Origin of the sequence: Acinetobacter sp. H1(2024) (assembly GCF_046557555.1) — a bacterium.
In the GTDB taxonomy this organism is placed as follows: domain Bacteria; phylum Pseudomonadota; class Gammaproteobacteria; order Pseudomonadales; family Moraxellaceae; genus Acinetobacter; species Acinetobacter seifertii.
The window spans coordinates 1-18874 of the sequence record NZ_JBKGFO010000008.1; the positions used below are offsets into that span (position 1 = coordinate 1).

Genomic DNA, 18874 nt, shown 5'->3' on the forward strand with positions numbered 1-18874 from the left:
CAGTAAAAATCCACACAAGTTGTTCTTCAATTCTCTTAATGATCTTCTTCCTGGTTCGTCACCAGCAAGCTAGGTCGGCTATATTACTCTTAATCTCTTAAAAGTCAACAGGTAATTTCGATATTTTTTAAAACTTATTTTCTAAACTACCTTATCATCAAATTCATCACTTAAAGCAACCAATCTAATCACAAGTAACTGTTTTTCAACAAGTTTCTATCTGCATCACCGCCGATGGATGTGCATTATAGAGGATTATTAACCCTTTGCAAGCGAAAATTAAAAACTTATGACTTAAGCGTTCACTTTTAAATCAAGCATTTGGTTAAGTTATTGGTTTATATTAATAATTATTTTAAATATTTATTTTTGACCCAAATAAGCCAGTATCATCATGGATAATTCTTGCTTAAGTTGTTGTTCTGATATGAGAAAATTATTCTGACTCACGTAACGCATCATCGTAAAAAGCGTACTATTAATAATTACAAAGGATTTATGTTTCACTTGTTCGAAGTCCCACTGATGAGGATTTCTACTAAATGTATATAGCCCCACTTCAAAAAAATGCTTCTCTAAAATCTGAGCAGCTTGCGAATGACTATAGTCATGCCAATGTTTCAGTACTTCTATAAAAAATCCGTGATCGGCTTTTAATGCATTAAATCCTAGCTCTATCGCCAAGGGAATAAGCAGATCTAAAGGAATATTTCCTTGATGCATAACTAATTCTTTGAGTTGTTCTCCTAATAGTTCGCTTTTACGGCGTAATAGTTCTTCTATGATTTGATCTTTATTCTCAAAGTATTGGTAAATCGAGCCTACACTCACTCCAGATTTCTCTGCAATTTTAGGAGTCGTTGTATGAAGCAATCCATATTGGGCAATACAGTGCTGTGTTGCCTCTAAGATATGGTCAACAATAACTTTTGAACGCTGTTGCTGTGGGACTTTTCTCATCGTTTTTTATTCGTTAAATGCGAATTGAATGCGAATAATTATTCATATTAGCCTATTTATCATTCAGATCAATAAGTAAGTAACGATATGCAAATGATTAGCCCGGCTCGACTTGCTTCTTTTAATGATATGCAAGACAGTAATTTCTTTACTCAGTTTTTAAATATCTGTTGTGAAAAACCTGTACAACCCAACTATACGGAATATGTATCTTTACAACGTGCTCTTTGTGAAGGGGACGTTGAAATGGATAAGGTGATTGATTGGGTTATGCAAAATCCCAAAGATCATCGCATGATTTTTGAAAAGATATTATTTCAAGGCCGTAATGACCTATTCGAGCCTATACCTAATGAGTTAGAAAATTTCTTTAATTACATTGAACAAAAGCCTGAGTGGTTAGATCAGCGCCAAATTGATGCAGCTATTAAATTTACTCACCGTTTAGGAATAAATAATGGTTTTATTCTTAGAGATTTATCTTTAATGGCGGGATATTTATATCCTGGATTTAATCAACCATTAATTTTAACAGGCGTACTAAAGAAACAGGCTGGTACTCGTTTAGCAGAAACTACAAAATGGTGGGTTGATATTACTGAACCTCAAGGACTTGATCGTTTAAGCTCAGGTTTTACTTCAACGATTTATGTTCGTTTTATTCATGCTCTTGTTCGCCGACAATTAAAAAAGTCTGATCGTTGGAATAGTGATGTTTGGGGAATTCCTCTTAATCAGTTTGATTTAGCCATGACTAATTTGGCTTTTAGCAGTGTAGTTTTACTTGGTATGAGAGCTTTAGGTATCTGGCCAACCAAACAAGAAGCCAAGAGTTTTTTACATTTTTGGCGTTATGTCGGATGGTTAATGGGTATTGATGAAAAATGGCTTATTCAATCTGAAACTGAAGGCTGGCGATTACTTTACTGGATGCAGTTTGCTCATCCTCACTCCGATCACAGCAGTGTTGAGTTAGGATCAAGCTTGTCAAAAGAACCTTTTGAGAGAAAATATCTGCATCTGCGCTCTTTGCAGCAGAAGCTTGCTTATCGACAACATTTAGAACTTACCCAATTTTTTATTGGTAAGAAACGGATGAAATTACTTGGATTGCCTCAACAGTCTGCTCCATGGTTTGCTTATTATCTGATTTTGCGTAATTCAGTACTTTTTAACGGCGCAAAAATTTCACCAAAAGTTGAAATTTTTTTAACCCAATCAGGTCGTAATCTACAGAAATTTGGCCTACGTCTTTATGAAAATCAAGGTAAGGTAAAAACCTTAGCGAGTATGCATCAATAGTTTTTAAAACCTAAAAATAAAAAATGGAAGCCCGTTAACCAGACTTCCATTTTCAAATATTAAGGAGCCTATTGAGCTGATGAACTGTGCATTTCAGCGTGATTCATTTGCTCATGTGACTCCATCATCTGCTTGTTCTTTTGACTTGGCATATAGTCTGGTTCATTGTTAATTGCCCAGTAGAAAATAAGCATAAATAGTAAGGCTAAGATAGAGGCTACAATAAGTAACTTCCATCCCCACCAAGATTGTTCTGGCGATAGTTTATTTGTCATTTCATTTCTCTCTTTAAATTAATTCTTTCAATTTATTTAATTCATTAAGCTGATTAAAACTTCATGCTCATACGAACCCAATAATTTCTTCCGATATTATTGAACTGCTCTTCGCTCGCAAATCCAAAGCCTGCACTACCCGCTTTATTTAAGTGTTCTGTGTAGGTCTTATCTAATACGTTATCGATGCCAACAGAGACATCAATATCTTTACGAAGGTTGTAACTTCCGTTTAGAGAAAGAGTTGAAAAACCTTTACTTGGTTTTAGATCATATCCCACAATATTACCTTGATGTAGACTCACACGGTTTTGCTCAGCAACCGCTCGCCACAGTAACCCTAAATTATATTTATCAGCCACATAGCGAATATTTAAACGACCTTCCAAAGGGGAAATTTGAGGTAGCGGTTTGTCATCTGTGGTGTTTTTACCCCATGCATACATAGCACTCAAATCTGCTTGAATATGGTCAGTAAATTGGTATCCAATACCCGCCTCTGCACCAGCAATAGTCGCGTCAACATTTTTGGCACCCGCAGTAATACCATGACTCATATCATGCCCACCCATTCCCATACTTGGGTGATGGTGGTAACTCATTAAGATGTAGTCACCTACTAAACCTGCATAAGCTGAAGCCCATGTATTTAAAGCTCCATGTTGTTGCTGGAAGCCTAGATCCAACTGCAATGTTTTCTCAGGGTTGACACCGTTAAAGGTATTGGTTGAGCCAGCATTACCGTGTTTAGGCGAGAAAAGCTCCCAATAATCAGGCATACGCTCTACATAACCTAAACCGATATAGCTTTTTAGGTCATGTTCAGGATATTGATTTTCCCAGCGAACGAATGCACTCGGTAAAGTCTTTTCAAGTTTAGTATTAAAGCCTTTTGCCTGAGAATCAGCGCGTTCATCTTCAACTGTGACTCGATCTAAACGTGCGCCTGTAACCAGCTTATTTTGATCGTTCCATTGATAACCGAGTTCACCAAAAGCACCATATGATTGAAAACGCATATCTTGACTAAACGGCATATTCATTTTTGGTGAAGACATGCTTCCACCATGTTTATTAAATTGAGAATCTACACCTGTAATCAAACTCCATTTATTCCATTCAGTGGTCATGACTAAACGTGAATTTAGTGTTCTACGCGTTACTTGCATAGCTGATTTATCTAGATACATTTCATGAGTTTCATGATCATGCTTTAGTTCTGGCTGCCGCAAGCTAAAGTTATCCATAATATGGTCGTTATAGCTATAGTTCACCTGCCCTTCAATTTTCTTGATCACATCAGTGATATTCTTCTTTTCAAAACGAAGTCCTAAACTTTCACGCGCAAACTGAGAACCATCCATTGAACGTCCAGCATAAAGCGATTCACCATCAGATTTCCCACCCGTGATTTCAACCCACGTGTTTTCATCTGGAGTAAAGCCAAGCGCTACATCAGCATTCCACTTTTTCCATGCTGACGGCACGGTATTGCCATCACCGTCTTGATAACTATTGGACTCGGAGCGGTTGGCATTTAAACGGATATATTTTTTCTCATCGCCAACTGCTGCTTCAACATTATGGTCAATACGTCCATATGAACCTAGTAAAACACTTGCTTGCCCACGATAAGGTTTTTCGGAGATAAGTTTCTCAGGCTGACGTTCAAACAGGACTGTTGCTGCCGAACCTGTATTGGCATATTGAACAGTTTGCGGACCTTTAATGACAGAAATACGGTCATAACTTTCTGGAGAGATATAAGAAGTTGGAGCATCCATACGGTTTGGACATGCACCTAGGTTTTCCGTTCCATCTGTCAAAATTTTGATGCGTGAACCAAACATGCCTCGGAATGTCACGTCACCATTTGTTCCACCACTTTGTATTGAGTTGAAACCCATAATACTTTGTAGATAGTCTGCCCCATCTGTAGCAGGTACTGGCTGAATTGGTTGTTTCGGATCTGCATGTACAATCAGACCGTTTGCATCATTGCCTTGCTGTGCTGTAACAACAATAGGTGCTAATGAATGAAGCGATTTTGAATCGGCATCATTTTTTTCTGAATCGGCAAAAGCGAAACCCGAATGAGAGACAGCAAGCATCGCAACCCATAAAGGCTGTAATAAGAATTTAGAATGTGGCATTTTTTATACGCTCTAAAACATAAATAAAGTGATATTGAAGTCAATGAAGACCCCAACAAAAAATTGCTTTTATTTATGCAAATAGAGGCGGTGCACGCCCTTGCGGGAGTAAGAAGAGTCGCTGTAGTGCAAAATAAACATGTCGAAATGCTTGCTGATAGGCGACTAAGCGAACTTGTATACGAACGAGTACCTCTTTTACGCCAAATTCGGGAGGTAAAACCAGATTGGCATAGACGGTACAATATTGGCACTGGTGGTTTGCATCATGGTGGTCATGATGTTCAGGTAATTGTGCCTGCTCGATATGACGCTCATGATGCATATGCATGGTATGTGACATGGTTTCCATCTGCGCCTTGGGTTTAAGCAAAGCGCGGGTAATAGTTTCACAGACCGGAGCAATTTGATATTGCTTCGGCAATAGCGGCTGTAGAAATACCGCAATCTGTAAAAACACTGCTGCACATGCGAGCAACAGACCACTACGAAAAACCAAAAATCACATCCACACTATAATGTTTGAAAAAACTTTTAACGTTTCACCGCAACTTTTTCACGCTCGCGTTGACGAACAATCTTTTCGACTTTTTCGCGTGCGCGCTGACGTTTAAGTGGCGACAAATAATCCACAAACAATTTGCCTTTTAAGTGATCCATTTCATGTTGGATACAAACAGCGAGAAGTCCGTCAGCTTCTATCTCAAATGCTTGACCTTCAAGGTTAATTGCCTCGATTTTCACACGTGACGGGCGATCAACTTTGTCGTATATTTGTGGCACTGATAGACAGCCTTCTTCGTACGGCTGCGTCTCTTCAGTCAGTGGAGTTATTTTGGGGTTAATGAAAACCAAAGGTTCATCTTTAGATTCAGACAAATCTATGACGATAAGCTGAATATGACGATCGACCTGAGAAGCTGCTAAACCAATACCTGGTGCCGCATACATGGTTTCAAGCATATCTGCTGCAAGTTGACGAATTTCATCAGTAACTTCTTCAACAGGCTTAGCAATGGTACGAAGACGGGGATCAGGAAAACTTAAAATAGGTAATAAGGCCATACTGACGTCCTCACTTATGCCATTGATTAAAAAACCAAATGAAGGAAATACTTCATCGAAAAATTGTGTGTTAGCCGCCTATTATAACGCATCTGCACGCATAATTTTTAGGAATTATCATAATGAAAAAGGTTTTTGACGGCATGGTTCAATTTCATGCTTTGGGGATAAAAAAGCATTTACTTGCTTTAGCACTCTGTACAGGAGTTGCATTTGGTACGGTAGCAGAGGTTCATGCTGCCAGTCCGAATCATAATCCGCCTTCTCTTAAAAGCAATGCACCCAATGTGTATGTTGTAAAACGTGGAGATACCTTATGGGATATTTCCGGTCATTTTCTAAATAAACCATGGCGTTGGCCTGAAATCTGGGCAAGCAATCAACATGTGAAAAATCCACACTGGATCTATCCTGGTGACAGATTACTACTATGCAGCTTAGATGGACGACCATTGGTAGGTAAAGATGAAGGAGATGGCTGTGTAGGTATTATTCGTCGTTACACAGGCCAAACCACAAACTTGCAACCACAAGTTCGTGTCGAAGCATTAAATAACAGTGTACCGGTTATTCCACTTGAACATATTAAACAGTGGTTAGAGCACAGTACTATTTTACCAGCCGATTCAATTGCCAACACACCTTACATTGTTGGGACAGCAGATCAACGTGTACTTGCAGGAAAAGGCCAAACTATTTATGCAAGAGGAAAAGGTCTAGTTGAAGGTCAGCGCTATGCTGTTTATCGCGAAGGCGAACCTTACTATTTCACAGACAGTAAAGGTAAAAAGCATAGCTTAGGCATAGAGCTGTCACAGGTTGCTTCTGGTGTTGCGATGTCTACTGAAAAAGACATTACCACATTAGAACTTACCGATAGCTATGATGGTGAAGTACGTCGTGGCGATCGTGTTATGCCTGAAGAACAAGCTAATTTACCAACATTATTTTACCCCGTAGATGCTAAGCAAGTGACTGATGGCGGCAAAATTATTCGCGTCATGGGATCAATTGGTAGAGCTGCAAAAAATAGTGTCGTGACTTTAGACCGCGGTACAGCACAAGGTGTTCAGGTTGGTCAAGTTTTTGATATTGATCAACAAGGCGAGACCATTCGCGATCCAAAAACAAAAGAACCAATTCAGCTCCCTGGTCAACAAATTGGTAGTTTAATGGTCTTTAGAACTTTTGATCAGCTGAGCTATGCTTATGTTCTAGAAAGCAACTTACCAATTAAAGTCGGTTCAAGCATTCAGCCACCTCGTTTTACTGATTAGTGCTGGATGTACCATTTACAATGCTTACCCAACTTTCTTCACACCATTACCACACACTTAAAGTGTGGTATTTGGTGCAACACTCATTAGTTAGCTTCAAAAAAATTATTGATTATTTTGGAGACTGTGAAAAAGCCACTCAACCTGATGGTTTAGCAAAGTGGCAATCTCTTGGCTTACATGCTAATCACTTAAAGCGTCTAAACGAGTTTCAAACGGCGCAAGGTCAAACTGAGTTTGAACGACTTATACAACAAGTTCAGCAGCATACTGATTTTATTTTAACGCCAGATGATGCTGGCTATCCAACTCAATTACTCCCTTATACAGATCATCCACCTGTTATTTTTGGAAAAGGTCAGGCACAAGCATTATTACAACCGCAAATTGCGATTGTCGGTAGCCGAAAACCTAGCCCACATGGTCGTCAGGTGGCTTATGATTTTGCCTATTATTTAAGTGAAAAAGGTTTTTATGTAAGTAGCGGCTTGGCATATGGCATTGATGAAGCAGCTCATCAAGGTGCATCTGTTCATCAACGTACGATAGCAGTGACAGGTACAGGTTTAGACAGTACCTATCCAGCTCAAAATAAAAAATTGGCAGAACATATTCTGGCTCAGAACGGCGCCATCATTAGTGAGTTTTTACCGGGAACACCACCACTACAGCAGCATTTTCCACGTAGAAACCGAATTGTTAGCGGTCTGAGTTTAGGCGTATTAGTTGTAGAAGCGACTTTAAAAAGTGGCTCCCTCATTACTGCCAATAAAGCAGCTGAGCAAGGCAAAATCGTATTTGCCATTCCCGGTCATATTTACAGTGAATTTCATCAAGGTTGCCATCAACTTATTCGTGAAGGTGCAATTTTAGTCGATCACCCTGAACAAATTATTGAAGACCTCGCCCTACCCACCCAATGGCAGAGCCAACAAAACTCAACAGAGGAGGCAATCGTTTCTTGCACCCCAGAAATTCCAGAGCATTTGATTAATCTTTATCAGTCTTTAGACTGGGTAGGCCAAAATATTGACCAGCTTGTTTTGCATCATTCACAACCTGTTTCTGAACTCACCTCATCATTGATGGAACTAGAACTACTCGGTTTATGTATGCAACAATCAGGATTGTATTTACGTTGTCGTTCTTAATATTAGAGCGCACAATAACGACTCTGTTTGATTGAAAGGAAAGTATTACCATGATTACGACCTCAGTGACCGAAGCAGCCGAATGTTTACAACAAGGTCAAGTTTTGGCATATCCAACTGAGGCAGTCTGGGGACTAGGCTGTGACCCGTTTAATGAGCAAGCTTTTCAAAAAATTCTTGAATTGAAGCAGCGTCCTATCGAAAAAGGCGTCATTTTATTAGCTGGCCACATTAGTCAAGTCGAGCATTTGCTGACTTCTTTACCGCAAACGACTCAACAAGAGATTATTGACTGCTGGTCTAATCATCAACCATCAGAAAGAGCTACGACTTGGTTATTGCCAGCTGATCAACATATACCTTCATGGATTAAGGGCGAACATCCCCTTGTAGCTGTACGAGTAACAACACATCCTTTATGTGTGGCATTGTGCAACGCTTTTCATGGTTTTATTGTGTCGACGAGTGCTAATCCTAGTGGACAAGAACCTGCTCATTCACTACAAGATGCCTGCCAATACTTTGGTTCACAATTAAACTATCTCAATGGCGACTTAGGGCAAAGTCAGCAACCAAGCCGAATCATTAATGCCTTAACTGGTGAAGTCATTCGTCCTTAATTGTAGACAAAAAAAAGCTCAGTTATATAGGGATAACTGAGCATAAAAAAGGATGGGTATATACCGCATCCAGAGGGTTTGGATATCTCTGGAACGAAAGAAAAATTGCTTAAAATAGCGTCTTTCGTAGTGGACGCTATTATGTGGTAAGAGACTATAGTAGAGAAATATATAATTTCTCTAAAAAAAGCATGAAAAGTGTAGGGAATTTAGATTTTTTCGCTTATAAGTTAAAATTATATTAATATTTTTACTCGTCTTTTTTAATATTTATATTTCAACTTGTTTTTATAATCTATTTATAAATCATATAGAAAAACTTTAACTAAGAAAAAAATGGCATATTTTCATCAGTTTTTTCTAAAATATGCCATAGTTTTTTTAATGACTTTAGTTTTGCTCTTGGATTAAGTCTGGTTTTTTAACACTGACCTTTTTTTGAGCCATAATGATACCAATTAAGATCACGATGCCACCTAAGGTATAGTAAATGGTCCACTGTTCAGATAACCAAACGCTTGCAATGACTGCCGTAAAGACAGGAACCAAGTTCATGAAGATGCTGGTTCTATTTGGGCCAAGTTGTTGTACGGCCAGCATCCAAACTAACGGCGCAATTAAAGAGGCAAATACTCCAGCATAAATTGCACTTGGCGCATTTGCCGCATTCAAGCCATCAAGACCAAACCAGAAAATTAAAGGCAAATGAAATATCACAGAAAACCCAATCTGCACATATAAGCTTGTCATGATTGGCAGTGGCAGCTGCCATTTTTTAAGGAAGACCCCATAAAATGCGTAGAAGAACACGGCAATAATCATTAATGCATCACCAAGATGTCCACCACCACTTAACAGCTTATGAATATCTCCTTGGGACATGACATATAGCAAACCGGCGAAAGATAAAATACTGCCAAAAACTGCAAATCGATTAGGCACATCTTTTAAAATCGCAAGAGAAACAAAAATAGTAAAGATCGGAATGAATGCGTTCACAATCCCCATATTAGTTGCAGTGGTATAGTGAGCTGCTGTGTAAGCAAGACCTTGATAGAGCACCATTCCAAATGCACTTAGCACAGCAAGCTTAAGCAAATATGGTTTTACTAATTGTCTCTGTCTCCAAACTGACACAATCATAAATGGAGTCAAAATGATAAAAGCAATTAGCCATCGATAAAAACTAATGCTCACCGGAGAGATATAATCCGAGACGTATCGAGTGACTACAATATTTAAAGACCAAATCAATACTGCCAAAATGGGGAAAATAAATGCCCATTTGTGATATTTCATGACCTGACTCATAGTAATACACCCTCTACAAAAGAGATTTTATTTTGGAGAATGTCTTAATAAATTGAAATATCGCATTTCCGACATTGATATTGAACTTAGGACATTACTAATTTTTTAAAATAATGCCCAAGCTTTCATGGCATGCTCTACCACTTTGTGTAGTTGCTCGGTACTCGCGCCATCTCTCGCTTGAATCGTCAGCCCTTGAATAACTGTGGCATAGAAATCTGTCATTTCTTGAAGAGGTGCATCGGCAGCTAAGTCACCCTGCTCTACCCCCTGTTCTAGACGTTTTAATAACTTTTCTTTGGTCTTTATTCTCTTATCTAATAAATTTTGCTGTACGTCTTGCGTTGCATCAGAACAATTCATAGCTGCAACTACCAACATACAACCTGCTGGCTTATTAGGTTGAACCAATCTTTTTACATTGTCATAAAGATATAATTCAAAAGCAATTTTTGCTGTTTTGGCTTCTAAAAAAATTGTTTCTATAGGGCATGCTTCATGAGCTAAGTAGTAATCAATACTCTTATAAAACAAGCCTGCCTTATCACCAAAAGTACTGTATAAGCTTGGTGCTGTAATTTCTAAAGCCTGCGTTAAGTCACTAATCGACGTTGCTTCGTAGCCATGTTCCCAAAAAAGTAACATTGACTTCTCTAACACTTGCTGCTCATCAAAGCATTTAGGACGTCCACGCTTCTTTTTCAGCGTTTCTTCATTAACAACAAGATCTGTTTCATGCCTATTTGTCATAAATATCACATCTATTTTTATAACAATCGTTATTAAATTAATTGACGTTCGATTTTTTATCAACTATTTTATTTTCATAATGATCGTTAGTTAATTAAAAATTTGTCTTTCTTCACTTTGAATTTAGCCAAGTCAGGATTTCTTATGGAACAATCTACTACTTCTAAAGCGCGACCCACGACCTCCACTCAAGGGAGCTGGTTTGCCATTTTGACCGTTGCCATTGCAGCATTTGCATTAGTAACAAGTGAATTTTTACCAGTCGGTGTTTTAAATAGCGTTGCGGCTGATTTGCATATTTCTGTAGGTACAGCTGGTCTTATTATTACTGTCCCTGGCATTATGGCAGCGATTGCAGCTCCGCTATTACCTGTTTCAGTCAAACAACTTGACCGTCGTTATGTGCTTATTTTACTCACTGCAATTATGGTCATTGCCAATACCATTACTGCTTTTGCTGAAAACTTCCATGTTTTATTACTGAGCCGCTTAATTTTAGGTATCTCAATCGGTGGTTTTTGGGCCACAGCTATTGCATTAAGCGGCAAGCTCGCACCTGCACATTTGCCTATTGCTAAAGCCACTGCCGTAGTTATGGCTGGTGTAACCTTTGCGACTGTATTAGGGGTACCAATTGGAACTTGGTTAAGTGAGTTTTATGGCTGGCGTAGTGCATTTGGTATTACCGCTGCGATCGGTCTTGTTGTACTCGTACTTCAACTGATTTTCCTACCTAAACTTATACCAGACTCAGCAATTCATATTCGTGATTTACCTGCGTTATTGCGCACACCTAAAGCACGTAGCGGAATGCTAATTGTCCTATTAATTGGTCTTGCTCACTTCTGCGCTTATAGTTATTTGGCGCCTTTCTTTAAGAATATTGCAGGATTTAACGGTACCACCATTAGTTCATTATTATTGCTTTACGGAATTGCTGGTATATTTGGAAACGCGTTTGCAGGATATAGCGGTAACTTAAATGTCCGTTACACTCTAGCCTTCGTTGGAACATGCTTTGCAATCGTGTTTTTCGGCTTCCCTATCTTTGCTATTCATGAATTTGGTGCCATCGTCCTTACTGCATTATGGGGCTTCGCATTTGGTGCTTTCCCTACCTCTGCCAATATTTGGATGTTTGTACATGCACCTCATGCCGTAGAAAAAGGCATGCCGCTTTTTGTTGGTATGTTCCAAGTCATGATTGCGACAGGCTCATTATTAGGTGGCTATGTAGTTGATCATTTCAATGAAAATACTTTAATTTATGGTGTATTAAGCTTCGTTGCTTTAGCATTAATTAGTACATTTACCTTTGCCAAAGGCTTAAATAATCCTAAAGTAACTTGTGAAAATTAAATATTACTTAGAGTAAATAGATGAAAAATGAGGACCAACAATTTTCTTTATTGAACCATATAGAAGTTCATGAGTTTCTATATGAAAAAGAAGATATTGTTCGTCCTCATGCTTCACTTTGGGGAGATTTTAATTTCAGTTTGAATGGTATTTTGGAAATGCAAGTAGAAGAACAAATCTACTTATCTCCTCCAAGCTATGGACTTTGGATTCCACCTCAAACGGTTCATCAATCTACTCATATCGATCATGAAATTCACTATATCTGTATTCGATTACACCCTAGCCTCTGTTCTATTTTAGGTAATGTCTGTAAATGCTTTAGTATTCAGCCTTTCTTTCGAATCCTCGTTTTACAAATTGTGGAACAGCAAAAACAAAATGGAAAACCTGAATATTTAGAACATCTTTTGCAAGTTCTATTTGATCAGTTACAACAAGCCACAGCATACTCTCATTACTTACCCCAAACACGTCATCCAGTTTTACTACCAATTTTGGAAAAGCTTTCAGACCCATTATTTTTTAATCACTCTTTACAGCAGTTACTTCAGAATTTTTCAGTCAGTGATCGTCATTTATTGCGTTTAAGCCAACAAGAGTTACAACTTTCATTATCAGAATGGCGTAATCGAGCCAAAATTGTTTACGCCATTCATCAAATTCGACAAGGCATGCCAATTAAACGTTTAGCATACGATTTAGGTTATCAACACAGTTCCAGTTTTATTGAATTTTTTAAGAGATATACAGGCCAGACTCCTGTTCAAATCAGAAACAATTAGATCGCAGACAGTTTTTTCTTCTCTTTTTATTTTTTGAACACGAATATTATTGCACTCCTCAAGAATAGCAGTTAAAACAAATGCGTTACTTGATATCAATTACAATCTTTAGGAAAGACTCATGACTCAATCTGTATATCACATTCCAGTAAAATCCATTTCAGGCAAAGCGGTTGACCTTGACCAATATAAAGGTAAGGTTTTATTAATCGTAAACACAGCATCTAAATGTGGTTTAACTCCACAATACGAAGGCTTAGAAAAGCTTTATCAAGCAAAGAAAGATCAAGGTCTTGAAATCTTAGGTTTTCCTGCAAACAACTTTAAAGAACAAGAACCTGGTTCAGATGAAGAAATTCAACAATTCTGTTCATTAAACTACGATGTTCATTTCCCACTTTTCTCTAAAATTTCTGTAGCAGGTGAAGATAAACACCCGCTTTATCAAGCTCTAACAACAGCTCAACCAGAACGCGTTGGTGAAGGTCCTTTCCGCGAGCGTTTGGAAGGCCTAGGTATTCCAACTAACCCAGCGCCAGAAGTTTTATGGAACTTTGAAAAATTCTTAGTGAATAAAAATGGTGAAGTTGTTGCTCGTTTTGCACCAAACTTAACAGCAGACGACGAACAAATTGTAAAAGCAGTTGAAGCAGAACTCGCTAAATAATTTTTATAGCGATTTCATAAAAAAGAGTGCTACAGCACTCTTTTTTATTGTCTGGTCAAAATGTTGTTCATTTGCAACAATACCTTATTTCTACATATTTTATGCATATAGTACGCACTTGCTTTAGTTGGTATTGTTTGTAGTTATGAAAAAAGTTTTACAAGGTGCATTTCTTCCTTTTGTGATTTTTGCTTCAGGTATGCTATTACTTGGATGTGATCAGGCACAAGATCGTGCAAAAGATCAAGACTCTGCTCAAGCTACTGAACAAACACTAGATCAAACTGATAATTCTCAAGAAGAAACTCTGCCTAAAAATAATAAAAATGAATTAAAAAATGGGAATGTTTTTTATATTGTTCGAGATGCTGCGAACTTACAACTCAAAGCCGGTGACTATATTGAAAAGCTTAAGGACACTCAACTTGATGTTGAGCAAGCCATTCAAGATAAAGATCAGCAAGAGCTAAAAACAACTGTAACGACACTAAAACAGCAGTTAAAAGGCTTAAATCAAGCACTACTTAGTTTAGATATTAAAAGTCAGGAAGTTGAAAATATTCGTCAAAACTTATTACAGGCAAATCAACAAGTTTTAAGTATGCCTTTATTAAATGGAAAATTACAACAAATCGATTTTGATCAAATTGAGAAACAGCTCAATACAATCCAAATGGATATGGTCAAACTTGCTGCACTAATTGTGGCAGGAGATGACAAATCAGATTCAAAAACTGATTCTTAATTTTCTTTTTAGCAATAAAAAAAAGCCACCGTAAGGTGGCTTTTTCAATCTCAAACCGCGTCTTATTGAGCGCGGTTTTTGATTTTACGGATTGTTTCAAGCTGACCTGCAATCTCTGAAAGAGATGCTAAAGCAGCAGCTGAGTCCAAATCACTCTTTTGGTTTGCAAGCAATTGTTCAGCATTTTTACGTGCTTCTAAAATTGCTGCTTCATCCAAATTGTCAGCACGGATAGCAGTATCTGCAAGAACCGTTACAACATGAGGTTGAACTTCTAAAACACCGCCAGATACATAGACGATTTCTTCTGTACCATTTTCCAACTGAACACGAATCGGGCCCGGTTGAAGCAAAGTAACAAGTGGAGCGTGTCCTGGCAAAATACCAAGCTCACCACCTGCACCTTTCGCGATTAACATCGATACTGCGCCAGAGTAAATAGACTCTTTAACACTTACGATATCACATTGCATAGTCGCCATGAGATGATCTCCTTAAATTAGAGTTTCTCAGCTTTAGCAATCACTTCGTCAATACCACCAACCATATAGAACGCTTGTTCTGGGATGTGATCGTATTCACCAGCTAATAGACCTTTAAAGCCACGAATCGTTTCTTTAAGTGGTACTAATTTACCAGGAGCACCAGTAAATACTTCAGCTACGTGGAATGGTTGAGAGAAGAAACGTTGGATTTTACGCGCACGGTAAACAACCAATTTATCTTCTTCTGCCAATTCATCCATACCCAAGATTGCGATGATGTCTTTAAGCTCTTTATAGCGTTGCAATACGTTTTGTACTGCGCGCGCAATTTCATAGTGCTCTTGACCAACAACTAATGGGTCTAACTGACGTGAAGTTGAGTCAAGTGGATCGATCGCTGGGTAAATACCAGAAGATGCGATATCACGGCTCAATACTACTGTTGCATCTAAGTGAGCAAATGTAGTTGCAGGCGATGGGTCTGTTAAGTCATCGGCAGGTACATATACTGCTTGGATCGATGTGATCGAACCAGACTTAGTAGATGTAATACGCTCTTGAAGAACACCCATTTCTTCTGCAAGTGTAGGTTGGTAACCTACCGCAGATGGCATACGACCTAACAATGCTGATACTTCAGTACCCGCAAGTGTATAACGGTAGATGTTGTCGACGAATAATAATACGTCACGACCTTTACCATTTTCGTCTTTTTGATCACGGAAGTATTCAGCCATAGTCAAACCAGTTAACGCTACGCGTAAACGGTTACCTGGTGGCTCGTTCATCTGACCGTAGACCATTGCTACTTTGTCAAGAACGTTAGAATCTTTCATTTCGTGATAGAAGTCGTTACCTTCACGAGTACGCTCACCAACACCAGCAAACACAGATAAACCTGAGTGTGCTTTTGCGATGTTGTTGATCAATTCCATCATGTTAACGGTTTTACCAACACCCGCACCACCGAATAAACCAACTTTACCACCTTTTGCAAACGGGCAAAGTAAGTCAATTACTTTAATACCAGTTTCTAAAAGGTCAGTAGAAGCTGCTTGTTCAGCATAAGAAGGCGCTTGACGGTGAATCGGCAAACGTTCTTCAGTCGCAACAGGACCTGCTTCATCGATAGGACGACCTAAAACGTCCATGATACGGCCAAGCGTAGCTGGACCCACTGGAACAGAGATCGGTGCGTTTGTGCTAGTTACATTAAGGCCACGTTTAAGACCTTCTGTAGAACCCATTGCGATGGTACGAACAACACCATCACCAAGTTGTTGCTGAACTTCTAAAGTAGTTTCAGTACCGTCAACTTGGAGAGCGTCATAGATCTTAGGAACGCTTGTGCGCTCAAACTCGACGTCGATAACCGCGCCGATGATCTGAATGATACGACCGCTACTCATTGCTGTCTCCTCAATTCAAACTTAATAATGTTAAACGGCAGCGGCACCGCCAACGATCTCGGAAATTTCCTGAGTAATCGCGGCTTGACGCAGCTTGTTGTAAATGAGTTGTAGGTCTTTAATCAATTGTCCTGCGTTGTCTGTCGCTGCTTTCATCGCGACCATACGAGCTGACTGCTCACATGCAACGTTCTCAATCACACCTTGATAAACCATAGACTCGATATAGCGAACCAACAAACCATTTAACAATTCTTCTGCTTCTGGTTCGTAGATATAGTCCCAACCATAAGTACGGTTGAGATCATCGCCTTCTTCTGCTGGTGCTAAAGGAACAAGTTGTTCTACTTTAGGCTGCTGAGTCATTGCATTAACGAAGCCATTTGATACGAGATAGATACGATCTAATTCGCCTTTATCAAATGCATCAAGCATAACTTGCACTGAGCCAGTTAACTGTTCCAAACTCGGCGCATCGCCAAGTTGGGTAGTTGCACCAAGCACTTTACCGCCGTAATTCTTAAAAAACGAAACCGCTTTTTGACCAATTAAAGCAAATTCAACTTCAATTGACTGCTGTTGTTGTGCTTTGACATGCTGCACAACTTTCTTGAACAAGTTAATGTTCAAGCCACCTGCCAAACCACGATCTGAAGACACTACGATATAGCCAACACGCTTAACTGGGCGGTCAACCATATAACGGTGTTTGTATTCAGGGTTTGCTTGTACCAAGTGAGCAATTACACGGCGCATATTATCGGCATACGGACGGCCCTGAGCCATGCGCTCTTGCGCACGACGCATTTTAGAAGCAGCTACCATTTGCATCGCGCGAGTAATCTTTTGCGTGCTCTTGATACTAGCTACTTTGGCGCGAATTTCTTTTAAATTTGCCATACGCTTAACCTAGTATTCGAAAGCCCTTTCGAGCTTCCGAAGGTTGATCCGTGAACCAAACTTAACTAAAACTGAACTTAGTAAGTTTGAGTCGCTTTAAAGCTTTCAATACCTGCTTTGATTGCTGCTTCGATGTCTTTGTTGTAATCACCAGTTTCATCGATTTGTTTCATCAACGGAGCATATTCAGAACGGAAGTAAGCAATTAACGCAGCATCAAAGTCTACGATTTTCTTAACTTCTACGTCAGCCATATAGCCTTCGTTAGATGCATAAACAGAAACAGCTTGGTCAGCAATTGAGTAAGGAGCATATTGTTTTTGCTTCATTAACTCAGTTACACGTTGACCATGTTCAAGTTGCTTACGAGTTGCTTCGTCAAGGTCAGAAGCGAACTGAGCAAACGCAGCCAATTCACGGTATTGTGCTAAAGCGGTACGGATACCACCAGACAATTTTTTGATGATCTTAGTTTGAGCAGAACCACCAACACGAGATACAGAGATACCCGCGTTCACAGCAGGACGGATACCTGCGTTGAATAATGATGTTTCTAAGAAGATCTGACCGTCAGTAATCGAAATTACGTTCGTTGGTACGAATGCAGATACGTCACCTGCTTGAGTTTCAATAATTGGCAATGCAGTTAAAGAACCAGTTTGACCAGTTACTGCGCCATTAGTGAATTTCTCAACGTAGTCAGCAGATACACGTGAAGCACGTTCAAGAAGACGTGAGTGAAGATAGAATACGTCACCCGGATACGCTTCACGACCTGGTGGACGACGTAAAAGCAATGAAATTTGACGGTAAGCAACAGCTTGCTTAGACAAATCATCATAAATGATAAGAGCGTCTTCACCGCGGTCACGGAAGTATTCACCCATTGTACAGCCAGAGTACGGAGCTAAATACTGCATTGCAGCAGGATCAGCAGCCGCAGCAGCGACAACAGTTGTATACGCCATAGCGCCAGTTTCTTCTAGCTTACGTACAACGTTTGCAATTGTTGATTGTTTTTGACCAATCGCAACGTATACACATTTAATGCCAGAGTTTTTCTGAGCGATGATCGCATCGATCGCCATTGCTGTTTTACCAGTTTGACGGTCACCAATAATCAACTCACGCTGACCACGACCCACAGGAATCATGGTATCAACTGATTTATAACCAGTTTGAACAGGCTCGTCTACAGATTGACGCCAAATTACGCCTGGTGCTACTTTTTCAACAGCATCAGTTAATTTTGCATCAATTGGGCCTTTACCATCAATTGGGTTACCCAAAGCATCTACTACACGGCCAAGAAGTTCAGGACCAACTGGAACTTCTAAAACACGACCTGTACAACGAGCTTTTTGACCTTCTTGAAGGCTTAGGTAGTTACCTAAAACAACGGCACCCACTGAATCCTGTTCTAGGTTCAGTGCCATACCAAATAAGCCGCCGTCGAATTCGATCATTTCACCGTACATTGCATCAGCAAGACCGTGAATACGCACGATACCGTCGGATACCATAACAATGGTACCTTCGTTTTTAGCGGTCGCGCTGGTGTCCAGATCTCCGATACGCTGTTTAATGAGCGCACTGATCTCGGATGGATTCAGTTGTTGCATTGCGCTATTCCTCAATCTTTTATTAGTTCAGTCTTCAT

Annotated in this window: 18 protein-coding genes and 1 pseudogene; 8 read left to right on the forward strand and 11 right to left on the reverse strand. The window is 39.4% G+C overall.

What is annotated here, in order from left to right; all coding sequences use genetic code 11:
- Positions 1-392: 392 nt before the first annotated feature.
- Positions 393-960: pseudogene (locus ACLCEG_RS16995) on the reverse strand (TetR/AcrR family transcriptional regulator).
- A gap of 87 nt (positions 961-1047) precedes the next feature.
- On the opposite strand from ACLCEG_RS16995, the gene ACLCEG_RS17000 reads away from it, so the two are divergent.
- Positions 1048-2262, forward strand: a complete 1215-nt coding sequence (locus ACLCEG_RS17000) for an oxygenase MpaB family protein (RefSeq protein ID WP_410568450.1) — start codon at positions 1048-1050, stop codon at positions 2260-2262.
- A gap of 68 nt (positions 2263-2330) precedes the next feature.
- Here ACLCEG_RS17000 and ACLCEG_RS17005 read toward each other — a convergent pair whose 3' ends face one another.
- The 4 genes from ACLCEG_RS17005 to def form a co-directional block, all read right to left on the reverse strand.
- On the reverse strand, positions 2331-2537 hold the full coding sequence (locus ACLCEG_RS17005; RefSeq protein WP_039252952.1) for a hypothetical protein: 207 nt from the start codon (positions 2535-2537) through the stop codon (positions 2331-2333).
- Between the two features lie 53 nt (positions 2538-2590).
- Entirely contained in the window at positions 2591-4690 is a 2100-nt protein-coding gene (locus ACLCEG_RS17010) for a TonB-dependent copper receptor (protein ID WP_410568452.1), read from the reverse strand.
- 73 nt (positions 4691-4763) lie between these two features.
- Positions 4764-5189, reverse strand: a complete 426-nt coding sequence (locus ACLCEG_RS17015) for a DUF2946 family protein (protein WP_004705923.1) — start codon at positions 5187-5189, stop codon at positions 4764-4766.
- Between the two features lie 35 nt (positions 5190-5224).
- Positions 5225-5755, reverse strand: coding sequence for a peptide deformylase (def, locus tag ACLCEG_RS17020; protein ID WP_004705924.1), 531 nt, complete (start codon positions 5753-5755; stop codon positions 5225-5227).
- Between the two features lie 122 nt (positions 5756-5877).
- Between def and ACLCEG_RS17025 the strand changes: the two genes are divergently transcribed.
- The 3 genes from ACLCEG_RS17025 to ACLCEG_RS17035 are packed head-to-tail and all read left to right on the forward strand — an operon-like array spanning position 5878 to position 8803.
- A complete protein-coding gene (locus tag ACLCEG_RS17025) occupies positions 5878-7032 on the forward strand; it encodes a LysM peptidoglycan-binding domain-containing protein (RefSeq protein WP_077166210.1) in 1155 nt (384 codons plus the stop codon).
- Positions 7033-7052: 20 nt separating this feature from the next.
- Positions 7053-8183: a DNA-processing protein DprA gene (gene dprA, locus ACLCEG_RS17030; RefSeq protein ID WP_077164353.1), complete on the forward strand. Its 1131-nt coding sequence runs from the start codon at positions 7053-7055 to the stop codon at positions 8181-8183.
- A gap of 50 nt (positions 8184-8233) precedes the next feature.
- Complete coding sequence (locus ACLCEG_RS17035) at positions 8234-8803, forward strand: L-threonylcarbamoyladenylate synthase (RefSeq protein ID WP_019458003.1); 570 nt, start codon at positions 8234-8236, stop codon at positions 8801-8803.
- A 390-nt stretch (positions 8804-9193) separates the two neighbouring features.
- Here ACLCEG_RS17035 and ACLCEG_RS17040 read toward each other — a convergent pair whose 3' ends face one another.
- Positions 9194-10114 carry a DMT family transporter gene (locus ACLCEG_RS17040; RefSeq protein ID WP_410568455.1) on the reverse strand — a complete coding sequence of 307 codons (921 nt, stop codon included), beginning with the start codon at positions 10112-10114 and terminating at the stop codon, positions 9194-9196.
- 105 nt (positions 10115-10219) lie between these two features.
- A complete protein-coding gene (locus ACLCEG_RS17045) occupies positions 10220-10873 on the reverse strand; it encodes a TetR/AcrR family transcriptional regulator (RefSeq protein WP_077164355.1) in 654 nt (217 codons plus the stop codon).
- 135 nt (positions 10874-11008) lie between these two features.
- Here ACLCEG_RS17045 and ACLCEG_RS17050 point away from each other — a divergent pair, with 135 nt between their 5' ends.
- The 4 genes from ACLCEG_RS17050 (at position 11009) to ACLCEG_RS17065 (ending at position 14420) form a co-directional block, all read left to right on the forward strand.
- Positions 11009-12223, forward strand: a complete 1215-nt coding sequence (locus ACLCEG_RS17050) for an MFS transporter (RefSeq protein WP_410568457.1) — start codon at positions 11009-11011, stop codon at positions 12221-12223.
- Between the two features lie 20 nt (positions 12224-12243).
- On the forward strand, positions 12244-13008 hold the full coding sequence (locus ACLCEG_RS17055; protein WP_410568459.1) for an AraC family transcriptional regulator: 765 nt from the start codon (positions 12244-12246) through the stop codon (positions 13006-13008).
- 121 nt (positions 13009-13129) lie between these two features.
- A complete protein-coding gene (locus ACLCEG_RS17060) occupies positions 13130-13675 on the forward strand; it encodes a glutathione peroxidase (protein WP_410568461.1) in 546 nt (181 codons plus the stop codon).
- Positions 13676-13820: 145 nt separating this feature from the next.
- Positions 13821-14420 (forward strand): hypothetical protein, encoded by a 600-nt coding sequence (locus ACLCEG_RS17065; protein ID WP_019457997.1) that lies wholly within the window; start codon positions 13821-13823, stop codon positions 14418-14420.
- A gap of 62 nt (positions 14421-14482) precedes the next feature.
- Here ACLCEG_RS17065 and ACLCEG_RS17070 read toward each other — a convergent pair whose 3' ends face one another.
- The 4 genes from ACLCEG_RS17070 to atpA all read right to left on the reverse strand — a co-directional run bounded on the left by ACLCEG_RS17070 (position 14483) and on the right by atpA (position 18836).
- Positions 14483-14902, reverse strand: coding sequence for a F0F1 ATP synthase subunit epsilon (locus ACLCEG_RS17070; RefSeq protein ID WP_004705935.1), 420 nt, complete (start codon positions 14900-14902; stop codon positions 14483-14485).
- Positions 14903-14919: 17 nt separating this feature from the next.
- Positions 14920-16314, reverse strand: a complete 1395-nt coding sequence (atpD, locus tag ACLCEG_RS17075; RefSeq protein WP_004705936.1) for a F0F1 ATP synthase subunit beta — start codon at positions 16312-16314, stop codon at positions 14920-14922.
- Between the two features lie 30 nt (positions 16315-16344).
- Positions 16345-17214: a F0F1 ATP synthase subunit gamma gene (atpG, locus tag ACLCEG_RS17080; RefSeq protein ID WP_002114131.1), complete on the reverse strand. Its 870-nt coding sequence runs from the start codon at positions 17212-17214 to the stop codon at positions 16345-16347.
- Positions 17215-17291: 77 nt separating this feature from the next.
- Positions 17292-18836, reverse strand: a complete 1545-nt coding sequence (gene atpA, locus ACLCEG_RS17085) for a F0F1 ATP synthase subunit alpha (RefSeq protein ID WP_004705937.1) — start codon at positions 18834-18836, stop codon at positions 17292-17294.
- Between the last annotated feature and the right edge of the window lie 38 nt (positions 18837-18874).